The sequence below is a fragment of the Pseudomonas sp. QL9 genome (genome assembly GCF_041409665.1).
GTDB lineage: Bacteria > Pseudomonadota > Gammaproteobacteria > Pseudomonadales > Pseudomonadaceae > Pseudomonas > Pseudomonas knackmussii.
The window spans coordinates 349,074-368,930 of the sequence record NZ_CP166971.1; the positions used below are offsets into that span (position 1 = coordinate 349,074).

Below are 19,857 nucleotides of genomic sequence, written 5' to 3' on the forward strand. Positions count from 1 at the left end.
CACAACGAAAAAACGCCGCCCGGACAGTGCCCGGGCGGCGTTGGCGATACAGCGGTCGGTTGGGGCGGTAAGGGTCAGATCACCGCCGAGAGAACGAACGAAGTCACCGTGTTCTCGACGCCGGGCATGGCGGCGATTTCCTTCCAGACCAGGTGCACGCGCTCGGGGCTCGCGGCCTCGACCCGCAGCATCAGGTCGAACTCGCCGCTGAGCACCTCGCACTGCACGATCTCGGGGATGCCGCGCAGCGCGTCGAGCACCGCCTCGCCGCGCATGCGGTCGTAGCGGTAGACGAAGATCACCGCGCTGATCAGCGAGGCCGGGCGCCGGCCTTCGCCGATGCGCAACGTGTAGCCCTGGATGGCGCCATCGCGCTCCAGGCGCTCGATGCGCTGGCGCACGGCATTGCGCGACAGGTTGACCTTCGCGCCCAGCTCGGCGTGGGCGATCCGCGCGTTGGCCGTGAGCTCGGCGAGGATGCGTTCGTCGAGCGGGTCGAGGATTCGCTTCATCGGCCGGCCTGCAACTGCGCCAGGATTTCGCCGAGACCCTGCAGGTCGTCACGGCCTAGCACCCGCGCCGGGGCGCCGAGGGCGGCGCTGGCCGGCACCTCGCCGTGCCAGGCCCCGAGCTCGGCCAGCAGCGCCGCCGACTTCTCCGGCGCGATCTGCCCGAGCGTCACCATGGGCGCGCCGATGTTGCGCCGGTGCAGGCGCCCGGCGAAGGCGCCCGTGGCTGTGTGCGGGTCCACCGCGCAACCGGTTTCGCGGAACAGCGTGGCGATCTCCTCGCGGGTCTGGGCATCGCCCACCGCGTAGGAGTCGAACAGCATGCGGGCTTGCAGCCACTGGCGGTTGCCGATGCTCAGCTCGCCGCATTGCTCGAAGTGCTCCATCAGGGCGCGGGTCGCCGGGCCGTTGCGCTCGTAGAGCTCCCAGACGAAGCGTTCCAGGTTGGAGAACAGCGAGAAGTCCATGGCCGGCGATAGCGTGTGGCTGGATGAGCCCGTGTTGTAGCGGTTGCTATGGATGAACTGGTGCAGCGCGTCGTTGCGGTTGGTGGACACGATGATCTGGTTGATCGGCAGGCCCATCTTCTGCGCGATGAAGCCGGCGTAGATCTCGGCGAAGCTGGCCGCCGGCACGCTGAAGCCCACCGGGCGCAGCCCCCCGCCCAACTGCAGCGCGGCGTGGAAGTAGAAGACGATCTGCGCCAGCACGCCGACCCAGTTGGTGGAGTTGAAGCTGATAGGCACCACGCCCGGCAACGGCCATTCGCGGAACAACCGGGAAACCAGCGACTGGCAATCGTCGAAGCTGCCGTCCACCGCCAGCGCGCAGACACGCCCGGAATCCGCCGCCTGCAGGATCGCCATGCGGTCGCCCGGAGTGCCGGTGCGCGGATAGAGCGCCAGCAGCCTGGCCCCCGGGCAGGCATCGAGCGCCTCGATGGCCGCCACCGCCGTATCGCCATTGCTCGCACCGACCAGCATCGCCCGGTCGCCGTTCTCGCCGAGGAAATGCTGCACCAGGCGCATCTGCAATTGCGCGGCGAAATCCTTGGACGCGCGGGTCGGCCCATGGAACAGCTGCAAGACCCATTCGTTGTGGCCGATCTGCTGCAGCGGGGCGATGGCCCGGTGGCGGAAGCGGCTATAGCTGTCGCTCACCAGCGACCTCAGGCTCGCCTCGTCGATGCTGTCGCCGACGAAGGGCGAGATGACGCGCCAGGCCAGCTCGTCGAACGGCAGCCAGGACCAGTTGGCGATCTCGTTCGCGCTGAACTGCGGCAGCGACACCGGTACGTAGAGCCCGCCGTCCTCGGCCAGGCCGGACAGGACCACCGTGCGAAAATCCACTCGTGCCGCGGCGCCGCGCGTGCTTGTGTACTGCATCGTCACTCCAGGTTCGTACTCATGTTTGGCGGTGGACCATCGCCACCAGCCAGTTGGAAAAGGCCTGTGCGTCCGAGGTCAGCGCCTCGCCCAGGCCGCGCACCAGGTAGAACGACTCGCTGGCCTCGATGCGCTGGGCGAAAGGCGCCACCAGGCGGCCTTCGCGCAGCAGGTCCTCGACCAGCGACGAGCGCGCCAGGGCGACGCCCAGCCCCAGCTCCGCCATGCGCAGCGTGGAGACCAGGGTGTCGAACTGCATGCCGCTCGAATAATCCACATCGCCGGCCCCGACCCTTTTCAGCCAGTAGCCCCAGCCCTCCTCGTAGCCCAGCACGTGGAGCAGCGGCAGCCGCGCCACATCGCGCGGCTCGCGCAGGCCGGAGGCGCTCATCAGCGCCGGCGAGCAGACAGGCACCAGGTAATCCCAGGTCAGTCGCTGCGCCTCGACGCCGGCCCACTGCCCGCTGCCCCAGCGGATCTCCAGGTCGTCCTCGGCATCGAGTTCCTTGACCCACAGGTTGCTGATGTAGCGGATGTCGACCTGCGGATGCGCCCGGCGGAAGTCCTCCAGGCGCGGCGCCAGCCAGAAGTGCAGGAACGAGAGGCTGCCGCGCACCTTCAGCGGCCGGCGCTGGCGTTGCCCGAAGATCTCGTTGGTGCCCACCGCCAGGCGGCTGATGGCGTCCTGCACGACCGGGAGGTACGACTGCCCCTCCTCGGTCAGGCCCAGCCCCCGGGGCAGGCGCTTGAACAGCGCCACCCCGAGCTGGCCTTCCAGCTGGCGGATCTGCTGGCTCACCGCGCCCTGGGTGAGGTGCAGCTCCTCCGCCGCGTGGGTGAAGTTCAGGTGGCGCGCCGACACTTCGAAGGCGCGCAGCCAGTTCAACGGGGGCAAGGCTTTCTGGCTCAACGACGGCTCCTCATGGCGACTGTTCCAGCAGCCTAGTATCGCGTCGCTCAGGCAACCTCGGAACCGCCGACCGCCGCCAACTGCGACGCCTTGCGCTGCTCGCGGCCCTTGCGGGTGAGCCAGAACACGAAGTAGCACCAGGCGATGTACGGCAAGCCGAAGTACAGCGCCACCCGCTGCGACGGATCGAAGGCGATGCCGACGCAGGACAGCACGCAGCAGAACAGCGCCGCCAGCGGCACGAAGGGGTAGCCGCGGACGCGGAACTTCAGGTCCTCCACCTTGCCGCCGTTGGCCACGTAGTGGCGGCGGAAGGCGATCTGGCTGGCCGCGATGCTCATCCACACCACCACCACGGCCAGGCCCGAGATCGACACCAGCGCGAGGTAGATGGTGTCCGGCGCGAACACGCTGCTCAGCAGGGAAGCCATGCCGCCGGCCATGCTCAGCACGATGGCGTTGAACGGCGTACCGCGACGCGACAGCGAGGCGTAGCTGCGCGGCATGTTGCCCTGGTCGCTCAGGGTCCAGAGCATGCGCGCGGCGGCGTAGAGGCCGGAGTTCGCGGCCGACAGCAGCGCGGTGATGATGACGAAGTTCATGATGTCGGCGGCGTAGGGAATGCCGATCGTCTCGAAGACCATCACGAAGGGGCTTTCCACGACGCCGGCCTGCTCGCGCGGCAACAGGGTGGCCAGGACGAAGATGGTGCCGACGAAGAACAGCGCCAGGCGCAGCACCGTGGTGCGGATGGCCTTGGGCACGTTCTTCTGCGGGTCGCGGGTCTCGCCGGCGGCGATGCCGATCAGCTCGGTGCCGGAGAAGGCGAAGGACACCGCCAGCAGGGTCATGGCGATCGACCAGAAGCCTGTCGGGAACAGCCCCTCGCGGGTGAAGTTGCCCAGCCCGACGCTATGCGCCTGCTTGATGTCGAAGATGCCCAGGATGGCGCCACCGCCGATCACCAGGAACGCGATCACCGCGAGCACCTTGACCAGCGACAGCCAGAACTCGGTTTCGGCGAAAGTGCGCACCGAGACGATGTTGCTGATGAACACCGCCATGCCGAACAGCGCGCTCCAGATCCACACAGGCGTATCGGGGAACCAGCGCACCATGAGCATGCCGGCGGCGGTGAACTCGGAGCCGATGGCCACGGTCCAGGTCAGCCAGTACATCCAGGCCACCGTGTAGCCGGTGCCGGGGCCGAGGTAGCGGGTGGCATAGCTGCTGAAGGAGCCGACTTCGGGCATCTGCACGGCCAGCTCGCCCAGGCACATCATGACCAGGTAGACCATGATCGCGCCGATGATGTAGGCGATCACGGCGCCCAGCGGTCCGGCCTGGTTGACGGTGTAGCCGGAGGTCAGGAACAGGCCGGTGCCGATGACGCCACCGAGCGCGAGCATGACGATATGGCGGGTTTGCATGTCCTGTTTGAAGGAATGCGCCGGCGCATTTTTGCTTGTTGTGGTCTGCACGGACATTGTTGGACTCTCATGAAAGTGGGCGGGCCAGGACGTAGCTACGACCTGCATCTGGGCAGAGCGAATCGAATTGCCTTGGCGTCTTGTTGTTGTTCGACTTCATGAATCGACGCCCGCCGAGCGGCAGGCGTCGCAAGACAGGTCTCAGACCTGTGGCTCGGGGTGGCGAACCACCGCTTCAGCCTCCCTGGCCAGTTCCTCGCGTACCACGGCGCAAGCCTGCGCGAGATCCGCCAGCAGGTCGGCGGTGTCCTCGATGCCCACGGATATCCGCACCAGCCCTTCGGAAATTCCGAGGGCCAGGCGTTCCTCCAGGGTGTTCTCCACGTGGCTGGTGGTGCGCGCCGGTCCGTAGATGGTTTCCACCGCGCCCAGGTTGCCGGCCCGGTGGGCGAACTTCAGGCGCGGCAGCAGGCGGGTCACGGTCGGCATGCCGCCCTTGAGCACGAAGCTGACGATGGCGCCGAAGCCGCGCATCTGCGCCCGCGCCACGGCGTGCCCGGGGTGCTGCGGCAGGCCCGGATAGTTCACCGACTCCACCAGCGGCTCGTGGCACAGGTACTCGGCGAGCGCCTGCGCGCTGGCCTGCTGCTGGCGAAGGCGCAGGGCCAGGGTCTTGATGCCGCGAATGATCAGGAAGGCGGAGAATGGGTCGAGCGACGCGCCGTTGATCTCGCGGTAGTGACGCACCTGCGCCATCAGCGATTCGGCGCCACAGACCACGCCGCCCAGCACATCGCCGTGACCGGAGAGGAACTTGGTGGCGCTGTGCACCACCACGTCGACGCCCAGCGCGAGGGGGTTCTGGTTCAACGGCGTGGCGAAGGTATTGTCGGCAACCACCAGGGCACCGACGCGCTTGGCCGCCGCCGCGAGGCGCTGGATGTCGAGCACCTTGAGGGTCGGATTGGTCGGTGTTTCCAGGTACAGGACGTCGCAGCCGCGGGCGATTTCCCGCTCGATGGCCTCGGTGTCCAGGGTGTCGCAAAGGCAAACCTGCACGCCCATGCGCGGCAGGAACTCTTCGAAGATCTTGTTGGTGCCGCCGTAGCTGTCGCGGGTCGAAACCACGCGCTTGCCAGTTGCCAGGAAGGTGTGCAGCACCGCGCTGATGGCGGCCATGCCACTGCTGAAGGCCACCGCCGATTCAGCCTGCTCCAGATCGCAGAGCTTGGCCTCCAGGGTCGCCACCGTGGGGTTGCTCATGCGGCTGTAGATGTAGCCCGGCTGCTTGCCCAGGGCGACGTCGTACCAGGCATCGATGTCCTGGTAGCCGTAGGCGGCGCTGACCACGATCGGGGTCTGGGTCGCATTGTACGGATGCTGGACCTGCTCGCCGCCCCAGACCACTCGGGTCTCGATGCTGGCGGTGTTGCCCTGTTCGACTTCCACTTTCTTGTTCATATCCGGTTCCCGCAACGCTGAGATGACTTCACTGACCCGTGGGTCTGTCTGCGGGGACTATAGGGAGGCGGCGGAGCGGTGAAAAACGATGTTATCCGGGTCTAAGAGCCGTTTTTTTTAATGGCTCCGGCTGCCCTCCGGTTTCGGCTGGCGGGCCACCTGCCGGCCGTGGCATCTCCTGGACCTGCAGAACTCGATCGCGGGTGCGCAGGGCCCGGGCCCTCGCTTGGTCGACGGCCACCAGGAAGCCGCGACAGGTCTCACGGCGAATCCCAGCCCGGGCAGGATGAACGCCTATCGCCGATGCCGGCCCGTTGCAACGCCTGATGGAGATTCACGGCGACAAAGCCGGCAGGGTGCTGCATTGCGCCCTGCCGCAAACGGAAAAATGAATCCGTCCGCTTGTCCTTTTCCGGAGTCGGAATGTGTGATTTCTCCTACGCAACCTGCGTCAAGGATGCTACCCCGCTCCGTTGTCTGGGGACTGCTAACAGGGCCTTCCATGCAAACGCTGTTGAACGAGATTCTCGAAGAAGTGCGTCCCTTGATCGGCAAGGGCAAAGTGGCTGACTACATTCCCGCGCTGGCCGACGTGCCGGCGCAGCAGCTGGGCATCGCGGTTTATGGCAACGATGGCAGCTATTACTGCGCAGGCGACGCGCTGGTGCCGTTTTCGGTGCAGAGCATTTCCAAGGTGTTCAGCCTGGTCCAGGCGATTGGCCACTCCGGCGAAGCCATTTGGGAGCGGCTGGGTCATGAGCCCTCGGGCCAGCCGTTCAACTCGCTGGTGCAGTTGGAGTTCGAGCGCGGGCGCCCGCGCAATCCCTTCATCAATGCCGGTGCGCTGGTGATCTGCGACATCAACCAATCGCGCTTCGCCGCCCCCATCTTGTCGATGCGCGATTTCGTGCGCCGCCTGTCGGGCAATCCGCACGTGACGATGGATGCCCGTGTAGCCGACTCGGAGTACCAGTTCCGCGCGCGCAACGCTGCCATGGCTTACCTGATGCAGTCTTTCGGCAACTTCCATAACGAGGTCGAGACGGTGCTGCGCAGCTACTTCAGTTACTGCGCGCTGCAAATGAATTGCCTCGATCTGGCCCGGGCATTCTGTTTCCTGGCCAACGATGGGTTCTGCAAACACAGCGGTGAGCAAATCCTCACCCGGCGCCAGACCCAGCAGGTGAACTCGATCATGGCGACCAGCGGGCTGTATGACGAAGCGGGAAATTTCGCCTACCGCGTGGGCTTGCCGGGCAAGAGCGGCGTGGGTGGCGGGATCGTGGCAATCGTGCCGGGTCAATTCAGCGTATGCGTGTGGTCGCCGGAGTTGAATGCCGCGGGCAACTCCTACGCCGGGATGGCGGCGCTTGAGTTGCTGAGTGCGCGGATCGGCTGGTCGGTGTTCTGATCAGCAGGAAGGGGAAGATTCATTCCATTGACGCTGAGCCTGGCCACCACGACAACGTGGGAGCAAGAGCAATGAATCGGCCCCCTTTCCCCTTGCCCTTTTCCCGCCCCCTCTAGCGCTCGCGCGGCACGCGGCTCACCAGCTCGGTCAAGGCCCTGACCCAGGCGGGATGGTCGTTCAGGCAGGGCACCAGAACCAGCTCCTTGCCTCCCGCGGCGAGGAAGCGCTCGCGCCCTCGGTCGCCGATCTCCTCCAGCGTTTCGATGCAGTCGGCGACGAAGGCCGGGCACATGACCAGCAGCTTCTCGACGCCCGCCGCGGCCAGCTCGTCGAGGCGGCTCTCGGTATAGGGCTCGATCCACTTCGCCCGCCCCAGGCGCGACTGGAAGCCCACCGACCAGCGACCGGCCTCCAGCCCGGCCGCCCGGGCCAGGCCCTCGGCAGTCCGCATGCACTGCGCGCGGTAGCAATTGGCAAGCACCTCGCCGCACGCCCGCTGGCAACAATCCGGGTTCTTGAGGCAGTGCTTGCCGCTGGGGTCGCTGCGTTCGATGTGCCGCTCGGGCAGGCCATGGAAGCTCAGCAACAGGTGGTCGTAGCCCTGCTCCAGGTAGGGGCGTGCACTATCGGCCAGCGCCTGCAGGTACAGCGGCTCGTCGTAGAACGGCGGGAGAACCTGCAAGCGAAGCGTCAGGCCGTGCCTGCGAAGCACGCGCCTTGCCTCCTCCACAGCGGTCGTAGTGGTGCTTTGGGCAAACTGCGGATACAGCGGAGCGAAGACGACGTCCTCGACGCCCTGCCCGGCCAGGCGCAGCAAGACCCGCTCGATGGACGGCTCGCCATAGCGCATCGCCAGGTCGACCACGCCGCATTGCCAGGACTGCTCGACGGCCTCCTTCAGGCGCTGGCTGAGCACCACCAGCGGCGAGCCTTCCGGCCACCAGATCGAGGAATAGGCATGTGCCGACTGGGCGGGCCGGCGGGCCAGGATCAGCGAAACCAGCAGGCGGCGCAGCGGCCAGGGCAGATCGATCACGTTGGGATCCATCAGGAACTGGTTCAGGTAGCGACGCACATCGGCCACCTGGGTAGAGGCTGGCGAGCCTAGGTTGACTAACAGCAGTGCCTGCTTGGCCATGGGAGATTCCTGACGGTATGGGACTGAGCCTGCGCGCCGGGGCGGCGCCAGGAGGCGAACCGAAGCGGTCCGCAGGCCGGCCGGACTCCCCGCTATGCAGGGAAACGAGCGGACGACCCGAGCGGCGATGTTATACAAAATAAAAATAATGTACAGTTTTAGCCTTCATCAATACGGCGTAAGCCTGGCGTCCGGGCGTCCGCCCAGGTGTATTCGTCGTCCGACCGTCCCGCGCCGGGCGAGGCACGCAACAGCCACCCTCAGCCGCCCGAGGAACCCCTGATGAATCGCTTCGCCCCCGCGAAACTGAAGCTCTCCAAATGGACCGCGCGGCACCCCCAGAACCGCGAAAGGCATTTCCTGGTGACGGACCTGGAGTTCGACGACGATGGCGTCCTGCTGCGCGTGGAGCTGCAAGCGGTGCACAGCGGCCGCAGCCAATGGCTGGACTGGCGAACGCTGCGCGACGCGGAGACCTGGATCATCGGCTGGCATTGATAAACTTGTACAGCGCAACTTAAATGTACAATTATTGACCCCTAAAGGTCATTGCCGCACCCGATCATCTCGCCTTGCCCGTACGAGGTCCCCATGCCCTGCCCCACCCCTGCCCCCATCCGCCTCGGCATCAGCGCCTGCCTGCTGGGGAAGCCGGTCCGCTTCAACGGCGGCCACAAGGAATCGCGCCTGTGCAGCGAAATGCTGTCGCAACACTTCGAATTCGTGCCGCTGTGCCCCGAGGTGGCCATCGGCCTGGGCACGCCCCGCGAGGCCATCCGCCTGGTGGGCGACACCCGTGCGCCGCGCGCGGTGGGCAGCCGGCGCCCCGAGCTGGACGTCACCGCGGCGCTGGACGCCTTCGGCGAGCGCATGGCGGGTGAGCTGGAGGACATCTGCGGCTTCATCCTGATGCAGAAGTCGCCTTCCTGCGGCATGGAGCGGGTCAAGGTCTACCAGGCCGACGGCCATCCGGCGCAAGCGGGCGGCAGCGGGATATTCGCCGCCGCCCTGATGCGCTGCCGTCCTGAACTGCCGGTCGAGGAGGACGGGCGGCTGAACGACCCGGTGCTGCGCGAGAACTTCCTGACGCGGGTCTACGCCTACGCGCAGTGGCGCGACCTGCGCCGGGCCGGCCTCACCCGCAAGGCGCTGATCGCCTTCCACAGCCGCTACAAGCTCCAGCTGCTGGCCAACAGCCCGGCGCATTACCGGAGCCTGGGCCGGAAGCTGGCCAACCTGGCCGGACAGGATCTCGAACGCCTGGCCGACGATTACTTCGCCGAGTTCATGCGCGGCCTGCGGGTCAACGCCAGCCGCGGCACGCACACCAACGTGCTGCACCACCTGGTCGGCTACCTGCGCCGTCGGATCAGCCAGGAGGAACGGCAGGAACTGCGGCACCTGATCGACCAGTACAGACAAGGCATCGTGCCGTTGGTGGTGCCGTTGACCCTGTTCAAGCACCACTTGCGCCGCCACCCCGGCTCCTACGTCGACGGCCAGGCCTACCTGCAGCCGCACCCCGAAGCGCTCAGCCTGCGCAATGCGATCTGACAGCCAGCCCCGCCCTGGCCGGCCTCTGCGCCGGCGGCGTGCCCGGCAAACGGCCAGGCACGGAGCGGCTCGATCCGCTCGCCACTGCGCTCGACCGCAGCGTCGCACAAGGGGCTTCACCACGGCTTCAATACCCCTAGAATCGCGACCGGAAATCTGAACCCCGGGCGCGCCTGCCAGAGGAAAGCCTTCACGCGGCAGCATCCCGGTCGCCAACTCGATCGACATCCGAACATGCCAACCATCACCCACAGCATCGACACTTGCGCGCGCATCCTGCGAGCCGGCCAATTGGTCGCCATGCCCACGGAAACCGTCTACGGCCTGGCGGCCGACGCACGGCAGGAAGAGGCCATCCAGCGGGTCTTCAGCCTCAAGGGGCGCCCGAGCAGCAATCCCTTGATCGTTCATCTGGAAGACGCGGAACGGGCCGCGCAGTGGGCAAGCCTGATCCCCCCCGAAGCCGAGCGCCTCATGGCCGCGTGCTGGCCGGGGCCCCTGACCCTGGTCCTGCCGGCCCGCGACGAGGTATCGCGCAGCGTCACCGCCGGACAGGACAGCGTGGCGCTCAGGGTGCCGGCGCACCCCGTGGCGCGCCAGCTTCTGCGCGCCTTCGGCGGCGGCCTGGTGGCGCCCTCGGCCAATCGCTACATGTCCATCAGCCCTACCAGCGCGGACCATGTCGCCCGGCAATTCGCCGACAGCGACCTGTGGATCCTCGACGGCGGCCCCTGCCAGGTCGGCCTCGAATCGACCATCGTCAGCTTGCTGCCGGGCGACCGTCCGCGCCTGCTCAGGCGCGGCATGCTCGGCCAGGCCCACCTGGAGGCCGTGCTTGGCCAGCCGCTGGCGGATCGCGCGGGCGGCGTGCGCGCGCCCGGCCAGCATCATCGGCACTATGCGCCGAACACTCCGACGCTGGCCTTCGACCAGGCTCCCGTGGACGCGCTCGCCTCGCCACGCTGCGGCTGGCTATGGTGCGGCCGGCCACAACCCAGCCGTGGGCCGGCGATCGACCTGGGCGATGCCGCGCAGGACTACGCGGCCGGCCTGTACGCAGCGCTCTACCGGCTGGACGCCATGGGCCTGGAGCGCCTCTACGTACAGCTGCCGCCCCGGGAAGACGATTGGGCAGCGGTACACGACCGCCTGGCCCGGGCCTGCCAGCGGCCGGACTGACCGGCGATCCGCCCAACGTCGGGGTCGGCAAGGGCGCCTCAGGCCTGTTCCAGCGCTTTCCAGCCCGAGGCCACGCGCTGTTCCAGTCGCGCCGGACTGCCATCCAGGCGCAGCAGGTACAGCCAGCCGTGATCGACCAGGTGGCGCACGACCTCATGCTTGTCGATCACCTTGTCGATCATGTTCCGCGGCGCCTCGATCACCACGCTCAGGCGCAGCGGTCGATGGACCCAGCGCTGACCGTCGTGCAGCGACTGGCGTGACAGGCCGATGCGCAAGTCGCCGCCGTTGCCCTCGAACACGCCGATATGCCCGCCCACCACGTTGTGCAGCACCTTGTTGCCGCTGCCGAAGCGCAGGTTGTCGGTGGTCGAGGTGAAGTACTGCAGGTTGATCCAGTGCGCCACCACCATGGGCGCGGTCATGATCAGCTCCAGCAGCTGGCCCTCGCCGTCCTGGCGCCAGTCGTAGTCGTGCAGGAAGGCGCGGCCCTGCAGATCCACGCCGCGGGTGCGCGCGCGGGGCGCGGCGATGAATGCCGCGTTGCCCGCCAGCCCCCATTCCGGGCGGGTTTGCGCCCAGTCGCGGGCGCGGCGGCGAAGCGTGGCAAGCAGCTTTTGCGGACGCTCCGCCAAGTGCGCCAGCCCCAGGCGCCCGGCCCGCTCGCGGCGCACCCGGGCGCCCGCCTCGTCCAGCGCCTGGCGTACTCGCTGCCAGGCCGGTTGCAGCGCGGGCGGCACGGTCTCGGGAGCGAACACCTGCACTTCGTCGGTGCTGGTGTTGTGCAGGCCGGCGAGCACATGGCAGTGGTCCGGCAGGTCCAGGCCCTGTTCGCGCAGCGCGCGGCGCACCTCGGCATCGTTGAGCAGGTCGGCGAGCAGGCGGGCGTTGACCTCGCCGCTCTGGCCGCAGCAGGCGCCGCAGTCGAGCCCTGCCGCCTGGGGATTGTTGGCGCTCTGGCTGCCGTGGCCGAGCAGGACCAGGAGCGGCGGCACCGTCGCGCCAAGCCCCATGGCGCGCAGGATGCGTGCGGCCAGCTCGGCCTTCTGGGGCAGCGTCAGCGCCGGCAGCACCGGCTTGAGCCGCTGCCACTCCGCCCCGCGCCAGGCGGCCCGGTGCGCTTCGCCGCTGTCCTTGAGCAGCCCCCAGGTGCGCCCGAGCAGTGCGCCGGCATAGCTCAGTCCGATGCTTTCCACCAGGGTGAAGGTCGACGCCGGCAGGCGCTCGAACAGCCGCCAGCGTCCATTGCGGGCAAGGCGGGCCTGGCGCCGCTGCGCCAGCAGATGGTCCTGCCGCGCATCGCCGGTGCTGTCGCCGACCTGCAGCTGCGGCGCGAGCAGGCCGGGCAGTTGCGGCCGCGTGGCGGCGGTTCCCAGCGGCGTGTAGGCGATGGGCAGGCCGAAGAATCCGGCGAAGCCGCCGGTTTCCAGATCCGGGCAGACCGCTTCCAGCGCACGGCGCAGGGGCTCGGAACGCACGTCGATGCAGAAGAACAGCTTGGCCAGTGGCGCCTGCACCGGCGCGGGCGCCTCGGCACGGCACAGGCGCCGCTGCAGCTGCTCCTGCCAGGCCAGCTCATCGGCCCGCTGCCAGAGTTGCAGCGCTTGCCAGGCCGTTCCGGGCGATTGCCGGCGCGCCGCCTGCCAGGCCGCCCGCCAGCCGTGCCAGCGGCTTTGCGGCTCGCGCTGGCGGTCGTCCACCAACCACTCCCAGGCCGCGCGAATGGCCAGCAGATCCAGCAACGTATCGTCGTCGCCGCCCTGCAGTCGCGCCTGCCAGCGCCGGTAGGCGCACCAGGAGGCCCAGCCGATGCTGCGCAACAGCAGGCAGTCAAACCATTCATCCCACTCCTGCGCAGCCAGGCCCAGGTGCTGCACCGCCGCTTCCAGGGCCGCCTCCGGCGCCTCAGGCAGCTCCGTGATGCGCTCACCCAGACGCGGGCAGTCGCTGAGCACGCTCAGGCCCCGGTCTTCCCGCAGGGTCGCCCGCCAGGCCCGGTAGAGCCCGCCCGCCTCGTCCGGACGCCAGTCGGCCTGCTCCCGGTCGAACCAGGCCGCGCAGCACTGGCCGATCTGCTGGGTGATCAGCACCGGCCAGCCCGGCAGAGGCAGGCCAGGCTCGGCCACGTCTTCCAGCAGCGGCAGGCGGCGGGCCTGCGCTGCCGGGCCGTCGAGGGCCTGCAGCAGGTGCGCTGGAGTCCAGTCCAGCCCGGACTCGGCGAGGGCCTGGCGCAGGTGGCGCTCGGCGATATGCCCCTCCTGCCAGGCCTGGCGATAGTCGTCGGGCCCCAGGGTCAGGCGGCTGCCGGCACGTCGCCAGAGCTGTTCGGCGACTTCGCCCCAGGGCTGCTCGCGGCGTTCCCAGAGCGGGCTGACGGCGATCATGCGGTCCAGCGGCCAGGTCGGCGCAATGCGCGCGCAGGCCTGGCGAGCGGCCGCGAGCAGGGCATCCCGGTGGAGGTTGGCGAGGGGTTCGAGCGCGGTCATGGGCGGTCTCCGGCGAAGGACGGGGTGGACTGGGGCTGGCGCACCGGCCACAGGCGGAAGGTCAGGCGGGTGAAGTGCTCGTCCAGGTAGAAGCCGGCGAAGGCCTGGGTGTACAGCCGGCCAACCAGCGCCCCCTGCGGGCGGGCAAGGATCACCGCCTGCAGCAGGTAGAGCGCGGCGAAAAGCAGCAGCGCCAGCAGGGTCAGGTACGGCGGATGAACCGTGTGTGCGGGGCTCGCACCGAGGATCCAGGCCGCGGCCTGGTGCCAGAGCAGGTAGGCCCCCAGCAGCAGGCTGAACATGGCCAGCCCGTACAGCCAGCTACCCTGGCGCAGGCTCCAGGGCGCCAGGCCGATGGCGAGAATCACCAGGGCCACCTGGGGCAGCGCGTATCCCGGAAGCAACAGCTGCCAGGCCGCCTGAACCAGCAGCAGCCCCACGGCCGCCAGCAGCAGCGCCAGCAGGAACCCGCCCAGGCCTATCGCGGGGGCTTGCGGTTGCAGCGCATGGTGCCGCGCCTGGGCGACCGTCTCGCCCGCCGCCAGGAAGGCGTGCGCCTTGTAGAGCGAGTGGGCCAGCAGGTGAACCAGGGCCAGCTCATAGAGCCCCAGGCCGCACTCCACCAGCATGAAGCCCATCTGCGCGCAGGTGGACCAGGCCAGGCGGACCTTGATGCTGATGCGCGTCATCATCACCAGGGCAGCGAGCACCGCCGTGAGGCCGCCGATGACCACCAGCAGCGTCTGAGCGGGCGGCGCGACGGAGATCAGCGGTGCGAAGCGCAGCAACAGGAAACCGCCGAGGTTGACCAGCCCGGCGTGCAGCAGCGCCGAGACCGGGGTGGGCGCTTCCATCACCTGGATCAGCCATCCATGCACCGGCAGCTGCGCGGACTTGAGGATCACCGCCAGGGCCAGCAGCACGGCGGCCAGGTGCAGGTCCCAGCCCAGGACAGCGGACGCCTGCAACCGGGTCGAGACCTGTTCGAGAATCACCTCCAGGCTGCTGCCGCCGGCCGCGCGCACCAGCAACAGGGTCGCCAGCAGCATGCAGGCATCGGCCAGGCGGCTGGCGAGGAACTTCTTGTGCGCCACCACCAGGGCCATGGGACGGTCGGGGTAGAAGGTGAGCAACTGGTGCAGGCACAGGCTGGAGACGATCCAGGCGCCGACCAGCAGCCAGAGATCGCCGGCGGTCACCACCGTGGCCACCGCGCTCAGGGTGCCCAGCAGCGACAACACATAGCGCCGCTGGCCCGGTTCGCCCTCCAGGTAGCGCCGGGAATATTCGACGATGACCAGCGCCAGCAGGCTCACCAGGCCCGCCATCGCCAACCCCAGGCGGTCGTTGTCGCGCCCGTCCAGCGCCGCCTGCAGCCAGGCGCCCAGCACCAGGACCAACCCCAGGTGAGCGGCCACGCGGGCGGGCAGCCAGAAGCGCGCCGGGCTGCGGCTGCAGGTCGCCGGTAACAGCGCCAGGGCATAGACCCAGGGCAAGAGCGCAGCGAGGTGGGAAAACACGGTTGGCATCGGAGCATCTCCACGGCGAATCGATGGCAATAGTCTCCGGCAGGGCTTGATCCATGAAAAATAGATAGATCAGAATCTATCGTTCCCTTTTGAAGAACAGACCATGCGCCGACTGAACTTCCACCACCTGCACTACTTCTGGGCCGTGGCCAAGGAAGGCAACCTCACCCGTGCCGCACAGTCCCTGCACGTTTCGCAGTCGTCCCTGTCGACCCAGATCCGCGCGCTGGAGGAACAGCTCGGACACCCGCTGTTCATCCGCTCCGGCCGGAGCCTGCAGCTGACCGAGGCGGGCCGGATGGCCCTGGACTACGCGGACACCATCTTCGCCCTCGGCAGCGAGCTGCAAACGACACTGCAGGGCAACCAGCAGGCCAGCCAGGCGCTGCGCATCGGTGCCGTGGCAACCCTGTCGCGAAACTTCCAGGAGAATCTCCTGCGCCCCTTCCTGGGCCGCGAGGACCTGCGCATCACCCTCGAATCCGGCAGCCTGGACGAGCTGCTGGAACGCCTGGCGTTGCACAAGCTGGATGTCGTGCTGACCAACAAGGCCGTCAGCGCCGACGCCCAGCGCACCTGGCAATGCCGCCTGCTGGATCGCCAGACCCTGTGCCTGGTCGGGCCGCCGCGGCAGGCCGGGCAAGCCTTCGAACTGAGCCGCGACCTGGACCGGGCGCGCCTGATCGTGCCGGGGCGCAGCAGCGATATCCGCAGCCAGTTCGAGGTCTACTGCAATAGCCACGGCCTCGCTCCGGTGATCTGCGCAGAAGTCGACGACATGGCCATGCTGCGCCTGCTGGCCCGCGACTCGGGCGATCTGGCGCTGCTTCCGGCGGTGGTGGTGCAGGATGAACTGCAGAGCGGCTCGCTCCAGCTCTACGCGGAAATTCCCGAGATCGCCGAACAGTTCTTCGCCGTCACGCTGCAACGACAGTTCAGCCTGAGCATTCTCGACGAGCTGCTTCGCGCAGGCTAAAGGCGTCCGGGTGGCCAAGTGCGGCGGCCAGGCGGCGCATGCCCCGGCGGGTTGTGCGCCCGTGTTTCTGGGCCCCCGCGTTCGCGAGGGTGACGAGGTGAAGCGCCGACGCCCCCACGTCATCGAGGTTGCGCACGGCGCGCTTCCCCAGCCAGGCATTCATCGACTTGCCCAGATCCCGCACGACGAACCACGCCTGCCCGTCGATCGACAGGGCGCGCAGGCGGTGTTTGTGGTGGAAGAAGGACGCGAAGCAGCCGCTCATGGCTCGCCCGAGCCGAAGACGGTTTGCAAAGACGACAGCGGACCGCGTGTTCGATGCCCGGCAAATGAACAATTGATAACTTCCATGCATCAATGGATGCAAACATAGCACTTATCGTTTCAAAGTGTGTCGAGCAGAATCCAGCGACCGCAAGCGCCAACAAGCCTAAATAAGATCGCTGGAGAACAACCCCATGCATGCCTCTCCCCATCCCGGCTCGTCACCTGCCCGCTCCAAGGCGGGCGCCGTGTTCCGCGTCACCTCGGGCAATTTTCTCGAACAGTTCGATTTCTTTCTGTTTGGCTTCTACGCCACGCAGATAGCGGCCGTTTTCTTCCCCGCGTCGAGTGAATTCGCGTCGCTCATGATGACCTTCGCCGTGTTTGGCGCAGGTTTCCTGATGCGTCCGCTGGGAGCGGTGATTCTCGGGGCGTACATCGATGATGTTGGCCGCAGGAAGGGCTTGATCGTCACCCTGTCGATCATGGCCAGCGGCACCCTGCTGATCGTCCTGGTGCCGGGCTATTCCAGCATCGGCTTATGGGCGCCTTTGCTCGTGCTGGCAGGACGACTGCTCCAGGGCTTTTCGGCCGGCGCCGAACTGGGAGGCGTCTCGGTCTACCTGGCGGAGATGGCCACGGCCGGGCGCAAGGGCTTCTATACCAGTTGGCAATCCGCGAGCCAGCAAGTGGCGATTGTCGTTGCGGCAGCCCTGGGTTACGGGCTCAACCAACTGATGTCGCCTGCGACTATCGCGGACTGGGCCTGGAGAATTCCCTTTGCCGTCGGCTGCATGATCGTCCCGTTCATCTTCGTGCTTCGTCGCAGCCTCGAGGAAACCGAGGAGTTCGCACGCCGCTCCCAGCGCCCGAGCATGAAGCAGGTGTTCGCCACGCTGGGTGAAAACTGGCGTGTCGTCCTGGCAGGCCTGCTGATGGTGGCCATGACGACCACGGCCTTTTACCTGATCACGGTATACGCGCCGACCTTCGGCAAAACGGTCCTCAACCTGAGTACGACCGACGCCCTGCTCGTCACGCTGCTTGTCGGCATCTCGAACTTCGTCTGGCTGCCCATCGGCGGGCATCTGAGCGATCGGTTCGGACGCAAGCCCGTGCTCGTCGCAATGACCGTGCTGGCCATTTTCACGGCCTATCCAGCGCTGTCCTTCCTGGCTCAGGCCCCGAGCTTCGGCCACATGCTGCAAGTGCTGCTCTGGCTTTCGTTCATCTACGGCCTCTACAACGGGGCGATGATTCCGGCGCTCACCGAAATCATGCCGGTGGAGGTTCGGGTCGCCGGCTTCTCGCTGGCCTACAGCCTGGCGACCGCCGTGTTCGGCGGATTCACCCCCGCCATTTCCACGTGGCTCATCCATCTGAGCGGCGATAAGGGCGCACCTGGATACTGGATGACCTTCGCCGCCCTCTGCGCGCTTTGCTCGACCCTGGTGCTCTACCGCGGGAGCTCCTCGCGCACCCCCATTCCTGCCTGATCGAGGAGCATCCCGAATGAAAGCACTGACGAAGCACCTTGCCGCATTGACAATCGGCCTCTGCGCGCTGAACACCGCCGCGCATGCAGAAGAGCTGGATGTGATGACGTCGGGTGGGTTCACCGCAGCCTTCCAGCGGCTGAGTCCGAAGTATGCCCAGGACAGCGGCGACAGCATCCAGACCATCCTCGGTCCGTCCATGGGCAAGGCGCCGGAAGCGATCCCCAATCGCCTGGCGCGCGGGGAAAATGCCGATGTGGTGATCATGGTCGGCTACGCGCTGGATGAACTCATCAAGCAGGGCGTGGTGGATCCGGCATCCAGGGTGGAACTGGCGGACTCGCGCATCGGCATGGTGGTCAGGCAGGGCGCGCCCAAGCCCAGGATCGATTCGGAAGAAGCGTTCAGGAAAAGCCTGCTGGACGCCGGGTCGATTGCGTACTCGGACAGCGCCAGCGGGGTCTACATCAGCGGCAAACTGCTCAGGAAGCTTGGATTGGAGCAACAGGTCGGCGCAAAAGCGAAGATGATCGAGCGGATTCCGGTTGCCTCGGTCGTTGCGTCGGGCCAGTACGAGGTCGGTTTCCAGCAGGTCGCCGAGCTGCTGCCGGTTCCCGGGGTGACCTTCGTCGGCAAGATTCCTGAAAGCCTGCAATCCGTTACCCGCTACGCCGCCGGCGTCCCGCGCCATGCGAAACACCCGGAGAAGGCGAAGGAACTGTTGTCGTACCTGTCGTCTGCCGCTGTGCAGCCCATCGTGCAATCCACCGGCCTGGACTCAGTCCCCCGGTGATTTCACCGGCGTACTTCTGAGAAGCCGCTCAAGCTCTAGCGCGGCGGGCGTCAACGTGCGCCCGCGGTGCTTGATCAAGCCTACGCTACGCACCACCTCAGGCTCCTCCAATGCAACGGCCTTGAGGATGGGGTGGCTGGTCCGGGGCATGGCTATGGAGGGCACGGCTGCCACACCCAGGCCGGCCTCCACCAGCCCGATCGCGGTCGTGACATGCCGCGTTTCGCAGATGCTGTGCCTGGAGGGGGAAATGCGTTTCAGCGCCTGGCTCAGGATGAGCCGGTTGCCGGAGGTCCTGTCCAGTGAGATGTAGTCGTGCTCATACATCTCGGACCAGGTCACCGCGTTTCGACTGGCCAAGGGATGATCGCGTCGGCACGCCATCACGTAGCGCTCTTCGAGCAACAGGTCGAAGCTCACTTCCGGGCTCAAGTTGCCACTGAAGGTCACGCCAAAATCGGCTTCGCCAGTCGCCACCGCGACGTTTACCTCATGCGCGCTGGCGTCCACCACCATGATCTTGATGCGTGGGTACAGGCGATGGAATTCGCTGATGACGGTGGGCATGAAGTAGTAGGCAGCCGATGGCACGCAGGCGATGGTGACGCGCTCCATCCTGCTGGAGGCGACGTCCGCAATGCTCATCAACGCATTGTCCAGCTGGTCGAGCACCCGCTCGACCTCTGGCACGAAGGCACGGCCCACAGCGGTCAGGCTGACCTTGCGGGTCGTCCTGTCGAACAGCCGCACGTTCAAGGCGGATTCCAGCTTCTCGATACGCCGGCTGAGCGCCGGCTGGGTGATCTTCACCGCCTCGGCAGCCTTGCGAAAACTGCCGTTTTCAACGATGGCCCGGAACGCCTGGAGATCGTCTAGATCGAAGTTGATGCTCATCGGATCGAACGGGGATTGATAATTGAACGGCATCAATAACACGTTCGGTCGCGCTCGGAAAAGCGCAGCGATTCGGTGACGACGTCAGCGCTCGCCGCCACCGGTGGCCCTTCGCCGTGCCGATGCCGTTGCCAGGCATTTCCGGATGCCAAGCGAAGATCCGAGCGCTCGACCTGGCTGAACAACTGAAGCGAACTGCCTAGGCAATGGCGCCTGGAAGCAACGTCGCCGGGCCGGTCCGCATCGACGGCCCCGTCCTGTGGGCAAGGGGTGAGATGCGCCGGCCATAGGTCGGAAGGGCCCTGCTCCATCGCCGTCGTTTCTGGGCCCCCGCGTTCGCGGGGGTGACGAGGTGAAGTACGGACGCCCCTACATCATGTCCGCGAACGCGGCGCTTAGGCGAACAGCGCTGATCCGGCACCTCGTTGGCTGCGCAATCTAC

General features: G+C 67.1%; 17 protein-coding genes. 7 read left to right on the forward strand and 10 right to left on the reverse strand.

Annotated features, from left to right (window positions below; all coding sequences use genetic code 11):
- Positions 1-74: 74 nt before the first annotated feature.
- The 5 genes from ACA097_RS01640 to ACA097_RS01660 all read right to left on the reverse strand — a co-directional run bounded on the left by ACA097_RS01640 (position 75) and on the right by ACA097_RS01660 (position 5,695).
- The gene (locus tag ACA097_RS01640) at positions 75-512 is read right to left on the reverse strand and encodes an Lrp/AsnC family transcriptional regulator (RefSeq protein WP_043251723.1); all 438 of its coding nucleotides are present in this window, start codon (positions 510-512) and stop codon (positions 75-77) included.
- Positions 509-1,894, reverse strand: a complete 1,386-nt coding sequence (thrC, locus tag ACA097_RS01645; protein ID WP_371368075.1) for a threonine synthase — start codon at positions 1,892-1,894, stop codon at positions 509-511. The genes ACA097_RS01640 and thrC overlap by 4 nt, the downstream gene beginning before the upstream one ends.
- Positions 1,895-1,913: 19 nt before the next feature.
- Positions 1,914-2,804 (reverse strand): LysR substrate-binding domain-containing protein, encoded by an 891-nt coding sequence (locus ACA097_RS01650; protein WP_371368077.1) that lies wholly within the window; start codon positions 2,802-2,804, stop codon positions 1,914-1,916.
- A gap of 47 nt (positions 2,805-2,851) precedes the next feature.
- Positions 2,852-4,291, reverse strand: a complete 1,440-nt coding sequence (locus ACA097_RS01655) for an amino acid permease (RefSeq protein ID WP_371368079.1) — start codon at positions 4,289-4,291, stop codon at positions 2,852-2,854.
- A 144-nt stretch (positions 4,292-4,435) separates the two neighbouring features.
- Positions 4,436-5,695, reverse strand: coding sequence for a cystathionine gamma-synthase family protein (locus tag ACA097_RS01660; RefSeq protein ID WP_371368081.1), 1,260 nt, complete (start codon positions 5,693-5,695; stop codon positions 4,436-4,438).
- A 502-nt stretch (positions 5,696-6,197) separates the two neighbouring features.
- Between ACA097_RS01660 and glsB the strand changes: the two genes are divergently transcribed.
- Positions 6,198-7,106, forward strand: a complete 909-nt coding sequence (gene glsB / locus ACA097_RS01665; protein ID WP_043251714.1) for a glutaminase B — start codon at positions 6,198-6,200, stop codon at positions 7,104-7,106.
- A 112-nt stretch (positions 7,107-7,218) separates the two neighbouring features.
- On the opposite strand, the gene hemH is transcribed toward glsB, so the two are convergent.
- Positions 7,219-8,244 carry a ferrochelatase gene (gene hemH / locus ACA097_RS01670; RefSeq protein WP_371368084.1) on the reverse strand — a complete coding sequence of 342 codons (1,026 nt, stop codon included), beginning with the start codon at positions 8,242-8,244 and terminating at the stop codon, positions 7,219-7,221.
- A 282-nt stretch (positions 8,245-8,526) separates the two neighbouring features.
- Between hemH and ACA097_RS01675 the strand changes: the two genes are divergently transcribed.
- From ACA097_RS01675 to ACA097_RS01685, 3 genes are all read left to right on the forward strand, one after another.
- The gene (locus ACA097_RS01675) at positions 8,527-8,742 is read left to right on the forward strand and encodes a TIGR02450 family Trp-rich protein (protein WP_043251710.1); all 216 of its coding nucleotides are present in this window, start codon (positions 8,527-8,529) and stop codon (positions 8,740-8,742) included.
- 93 nt (positions 8,743-8,835) lie between these two features.
- A complete protein-coding gene (locus tag ACA097_RS01680; protein WP_371368086.1) occupies positions 8,836-9,798 on the forward strand; it encodes a YbgA family protein in 963 nt (320 codons plus the stop codon).
- 234 nt (positions 9,799-10,032) lie between these two features.
- Positions 10,033-10,977, forward strand: coding sequence for an L-threonylcarbamoyladenylate synthase (locus tag ACA097_RS01685; RefSeq protein WP_371368088.1), 945 nt, complete (start codon positions 10,033-10,035; stop codon positions 10,975-10,977).
- Between the two features lie 38 nt (positions 10,978-11,015).
- On the opposite strand, the gene ACA097_RS01690 is transcribed toward ACA097_RS01685, so the two are convergent.
- Both ACA097_RS01690 and ACA097_RS01695 read right to left on the reverse strand, forming a co-directional pair.
- Complete coding sequence (locus ACA097_RS01690; protein ID WP_371368090.1) at positions 11,016-13,463, reverse strand: YbcC family protein; 2,448 nt, start codon at positions 13,461-13,463, stop codon at positions 11,016-11,018.
- Positions 13,460-14,992 carry an NADH-quinone oxidoreductase subunit L gene (locus ACA097_RS01695; protein ID WP_371368092.1) on the reverse strand — a complete coding sequence of 511 codons (1,533 nt, stop codon included), beginning with the start codon at positions 14,990-14,992 and terminating at the stop codon, positions 13,460-13,462. The genes ACA097_RS01690 and ACA097_RS01695 overlap by 4 nt, the downstream gene beginning before the upstream one ends.
- A gap of 103 nt (positions 14,993-15,095) precedes the next feature.
- On the opposite strand from ACA097_RS01695, the gene ACA097_RS01700 reads away from it, so the two are divergent.
- Positions 15,096-15,968: a LysR family transcriptional regulator gene (locus ACA097_RS01700; protein WP_043251702.1), complete on the forward strand. Its 873-nt coding sequence runs from the start codon at positions 15,096-15,098 to the stop codon at positions 15,966-15,968.
- On the opposite strand, the gene ACA097_RS01705 is transcribed toward ACA097_RS01700, so the two are convergent.
- On the reverse strand, positions 15,928-16,233 hold the full coding sequence (locus ACA097_RS01705; RefSeq protein ID WP_371368094.1) for a hypothetical protein: 306 nt from the start codon (positions 16,231-16,233) through the stop codon (positions 15,928-15,930). The genes ACA097_RS01700 and ACA097_RS01705 overlap by 41 nt on opposite strands.
- A 193-nt stretch (positions 16,234-16,426) precedes the next feature.
- Between ACA097_RS01705 and ACA097_RS01710 the strand changes: the two genes are divergently transcribed.
- Complete coding sequence (locus ACA097_RS01710) at positions 16,427-17,728, forward strand: MFS transporter (protein WP_160286732.1); 1,302 nt, start codon at positions 16,427-16,429, stop codon at positions 17,726-17,728.
- Positions 17,729-17,744: 16 nt separating this feature from the next.
- Positions 17,745-18,521 carry a substrate-binding domain-containing protein gene (locus ACA097_RS01715; protein WP_371368096.1) on the forward strand — a complete coding sequence of 259 codons (777 nt, stop codon included), beginning with the start codon at positions 17,745-17,747 and terminating at the stop codon, positions 18,519-18,521.
- Here ACA097_RS01715 and ACA097_RS01720 read toward each other — a convergent pair.
- Positions 18,507-19,415 carry a LysR family transcriptional regulator gene (locus tag ACA097_RS01720; RefSeq protein WP_371370592.1) on the reverse strand — a complete coding sequence of 303 codons (909 nt, stop codon included), beginning with the start codon at positions 19,413-19,415 and terminating at the stop codon, positions 18,507-18,509. The two genes, ACA097_RS01715 and ACA097_RS01720, sit on opposite strands and share 15 nt — an antisense overlap.
- Between the last annotated feature and the right edge of the window lie 442 nt (positions 19,416-19,857).

What these genes read in the sequence shown, in the direction of transcription:
- ACA097_RS01720 (WP_371370592.1), bottom strand. Translation starts at nt 19,415, where the DNA reads ATGAGCATCAACTTCGATCTAGACGATCTCCAGGCGTTCCGGGCCATC.
- ACA097_RS01700 (WP_043251702.1), top strand. Translation starts at nt 15,096, where the DNA reads ATGCGCCGACTGAACTTCCACCACCTGCACTACTTCTGGGCCGTGGCC.
- ACA097_RS01640 (WP_043251723.1), bottom strand. Translation starts at nt 512, where the DNA reads ATGAAGCGAATCCTCGACCCGCTCGACGAACGCATCCTCGCCGAGCTC.
- glsB (WP_043251714.1), top strand. Translation starts at nt 6,198, where the DNA reads ATGCAAACGCTGTTGAACGAGATTCTCGAAGAAGTGCGTCCCTTGATC.
- ACA097_RS01705 (WP_371368094.1), bottom strand. Translation starts at nt 16,233, where the DNA reads ATGAGCGGCTGCTTCGCGTCCTTCTTCCACCACAAACACCGCCTGCGC.
- hemH (WP_371368084.1), bottom strand. Translation starts at nt 8,244, where the DNA reads ATGGCCAAGCAGGCACTGCTGTTAGTCAACCTAGGCTCGCCAGCCTCT.
- ACA097_RS01690 (WP_371368090.1), bottom strand. Translation starts at nt 13,463, where the DNA reads ATGACCGCGCTCGAACCCCTCGCCAACCTCCACCGGGATGCCCTGCTC.
- ACA097_RS01710 (WP_160286732.1), top strand. Translation starts at nt 16,427, where the DNA reads ATGCATGCCTCTCCCCATCCCGGCTCGTCACCTGCCCGCTCCAAGGCG.
- ACA097_RS01680 (WP_371368086.1), top strand. Translation starts at nt 8,836, where the DNA reads ATGCCCTGCCCCACCCCTGCCCCCATCCGCCTCGGCATCAGCGCCTGC.
- ACA097_RS01655 (WP_371368079.1), bottom strand. Translation starts at nt 4,291, where the DNA reads ATGTCCGTGCAGACCACAACAAGCAAAAATGCGCCGGCGCATTCCTTC.
- ACA097_RS01660 (WP_371368081.1), bottom strand. Translation starts at nt 5,695, where the DNA reads ATGAACAAGAAAGTGGAAGTCGAACAGGGCAACACCGCCAGCATCGAG.
- ACA097_RS01685 (WP_371368088.1), top strand. Translation starts at nt 10,033, where the DNA reads ATGCCAACCATCACCCACAGCATCGACACTTGCGCGCGCATCCTGCGA.
- ACA097_RS01675 (WP_043251710.1), top strand. Translation starts at nt 8,527, where the DNA reads ATGAATCGCTTCGCCCCCGCGAAACTGAAGCTCTCCAAATGGACCGCG.
- thrC (WP_371368075.1), bottom strand. Translation starts at nt 1,894, where the DNA reads ATGCAGTACACAAGCACGCGCGGCGCCGCGGCACGAGTGGATTTTCGC.
- ACA097_RS01695 (WP_371368092.1), bottom strand. Translation starts at nt 14,992, where the DNA reads ATGCCAACCGTGTTTTCCCACCTCGCTGCGCTCTTGCCCTGGGTCTAT.
- ACA097_RS01715 (WP_371368096.1), top strand. Translation starts at nt 17,745, where the DNA reads ATGAAAGCACTGACGAAGCACCTTGCCGCATTGACAATCGGCCTCTGC.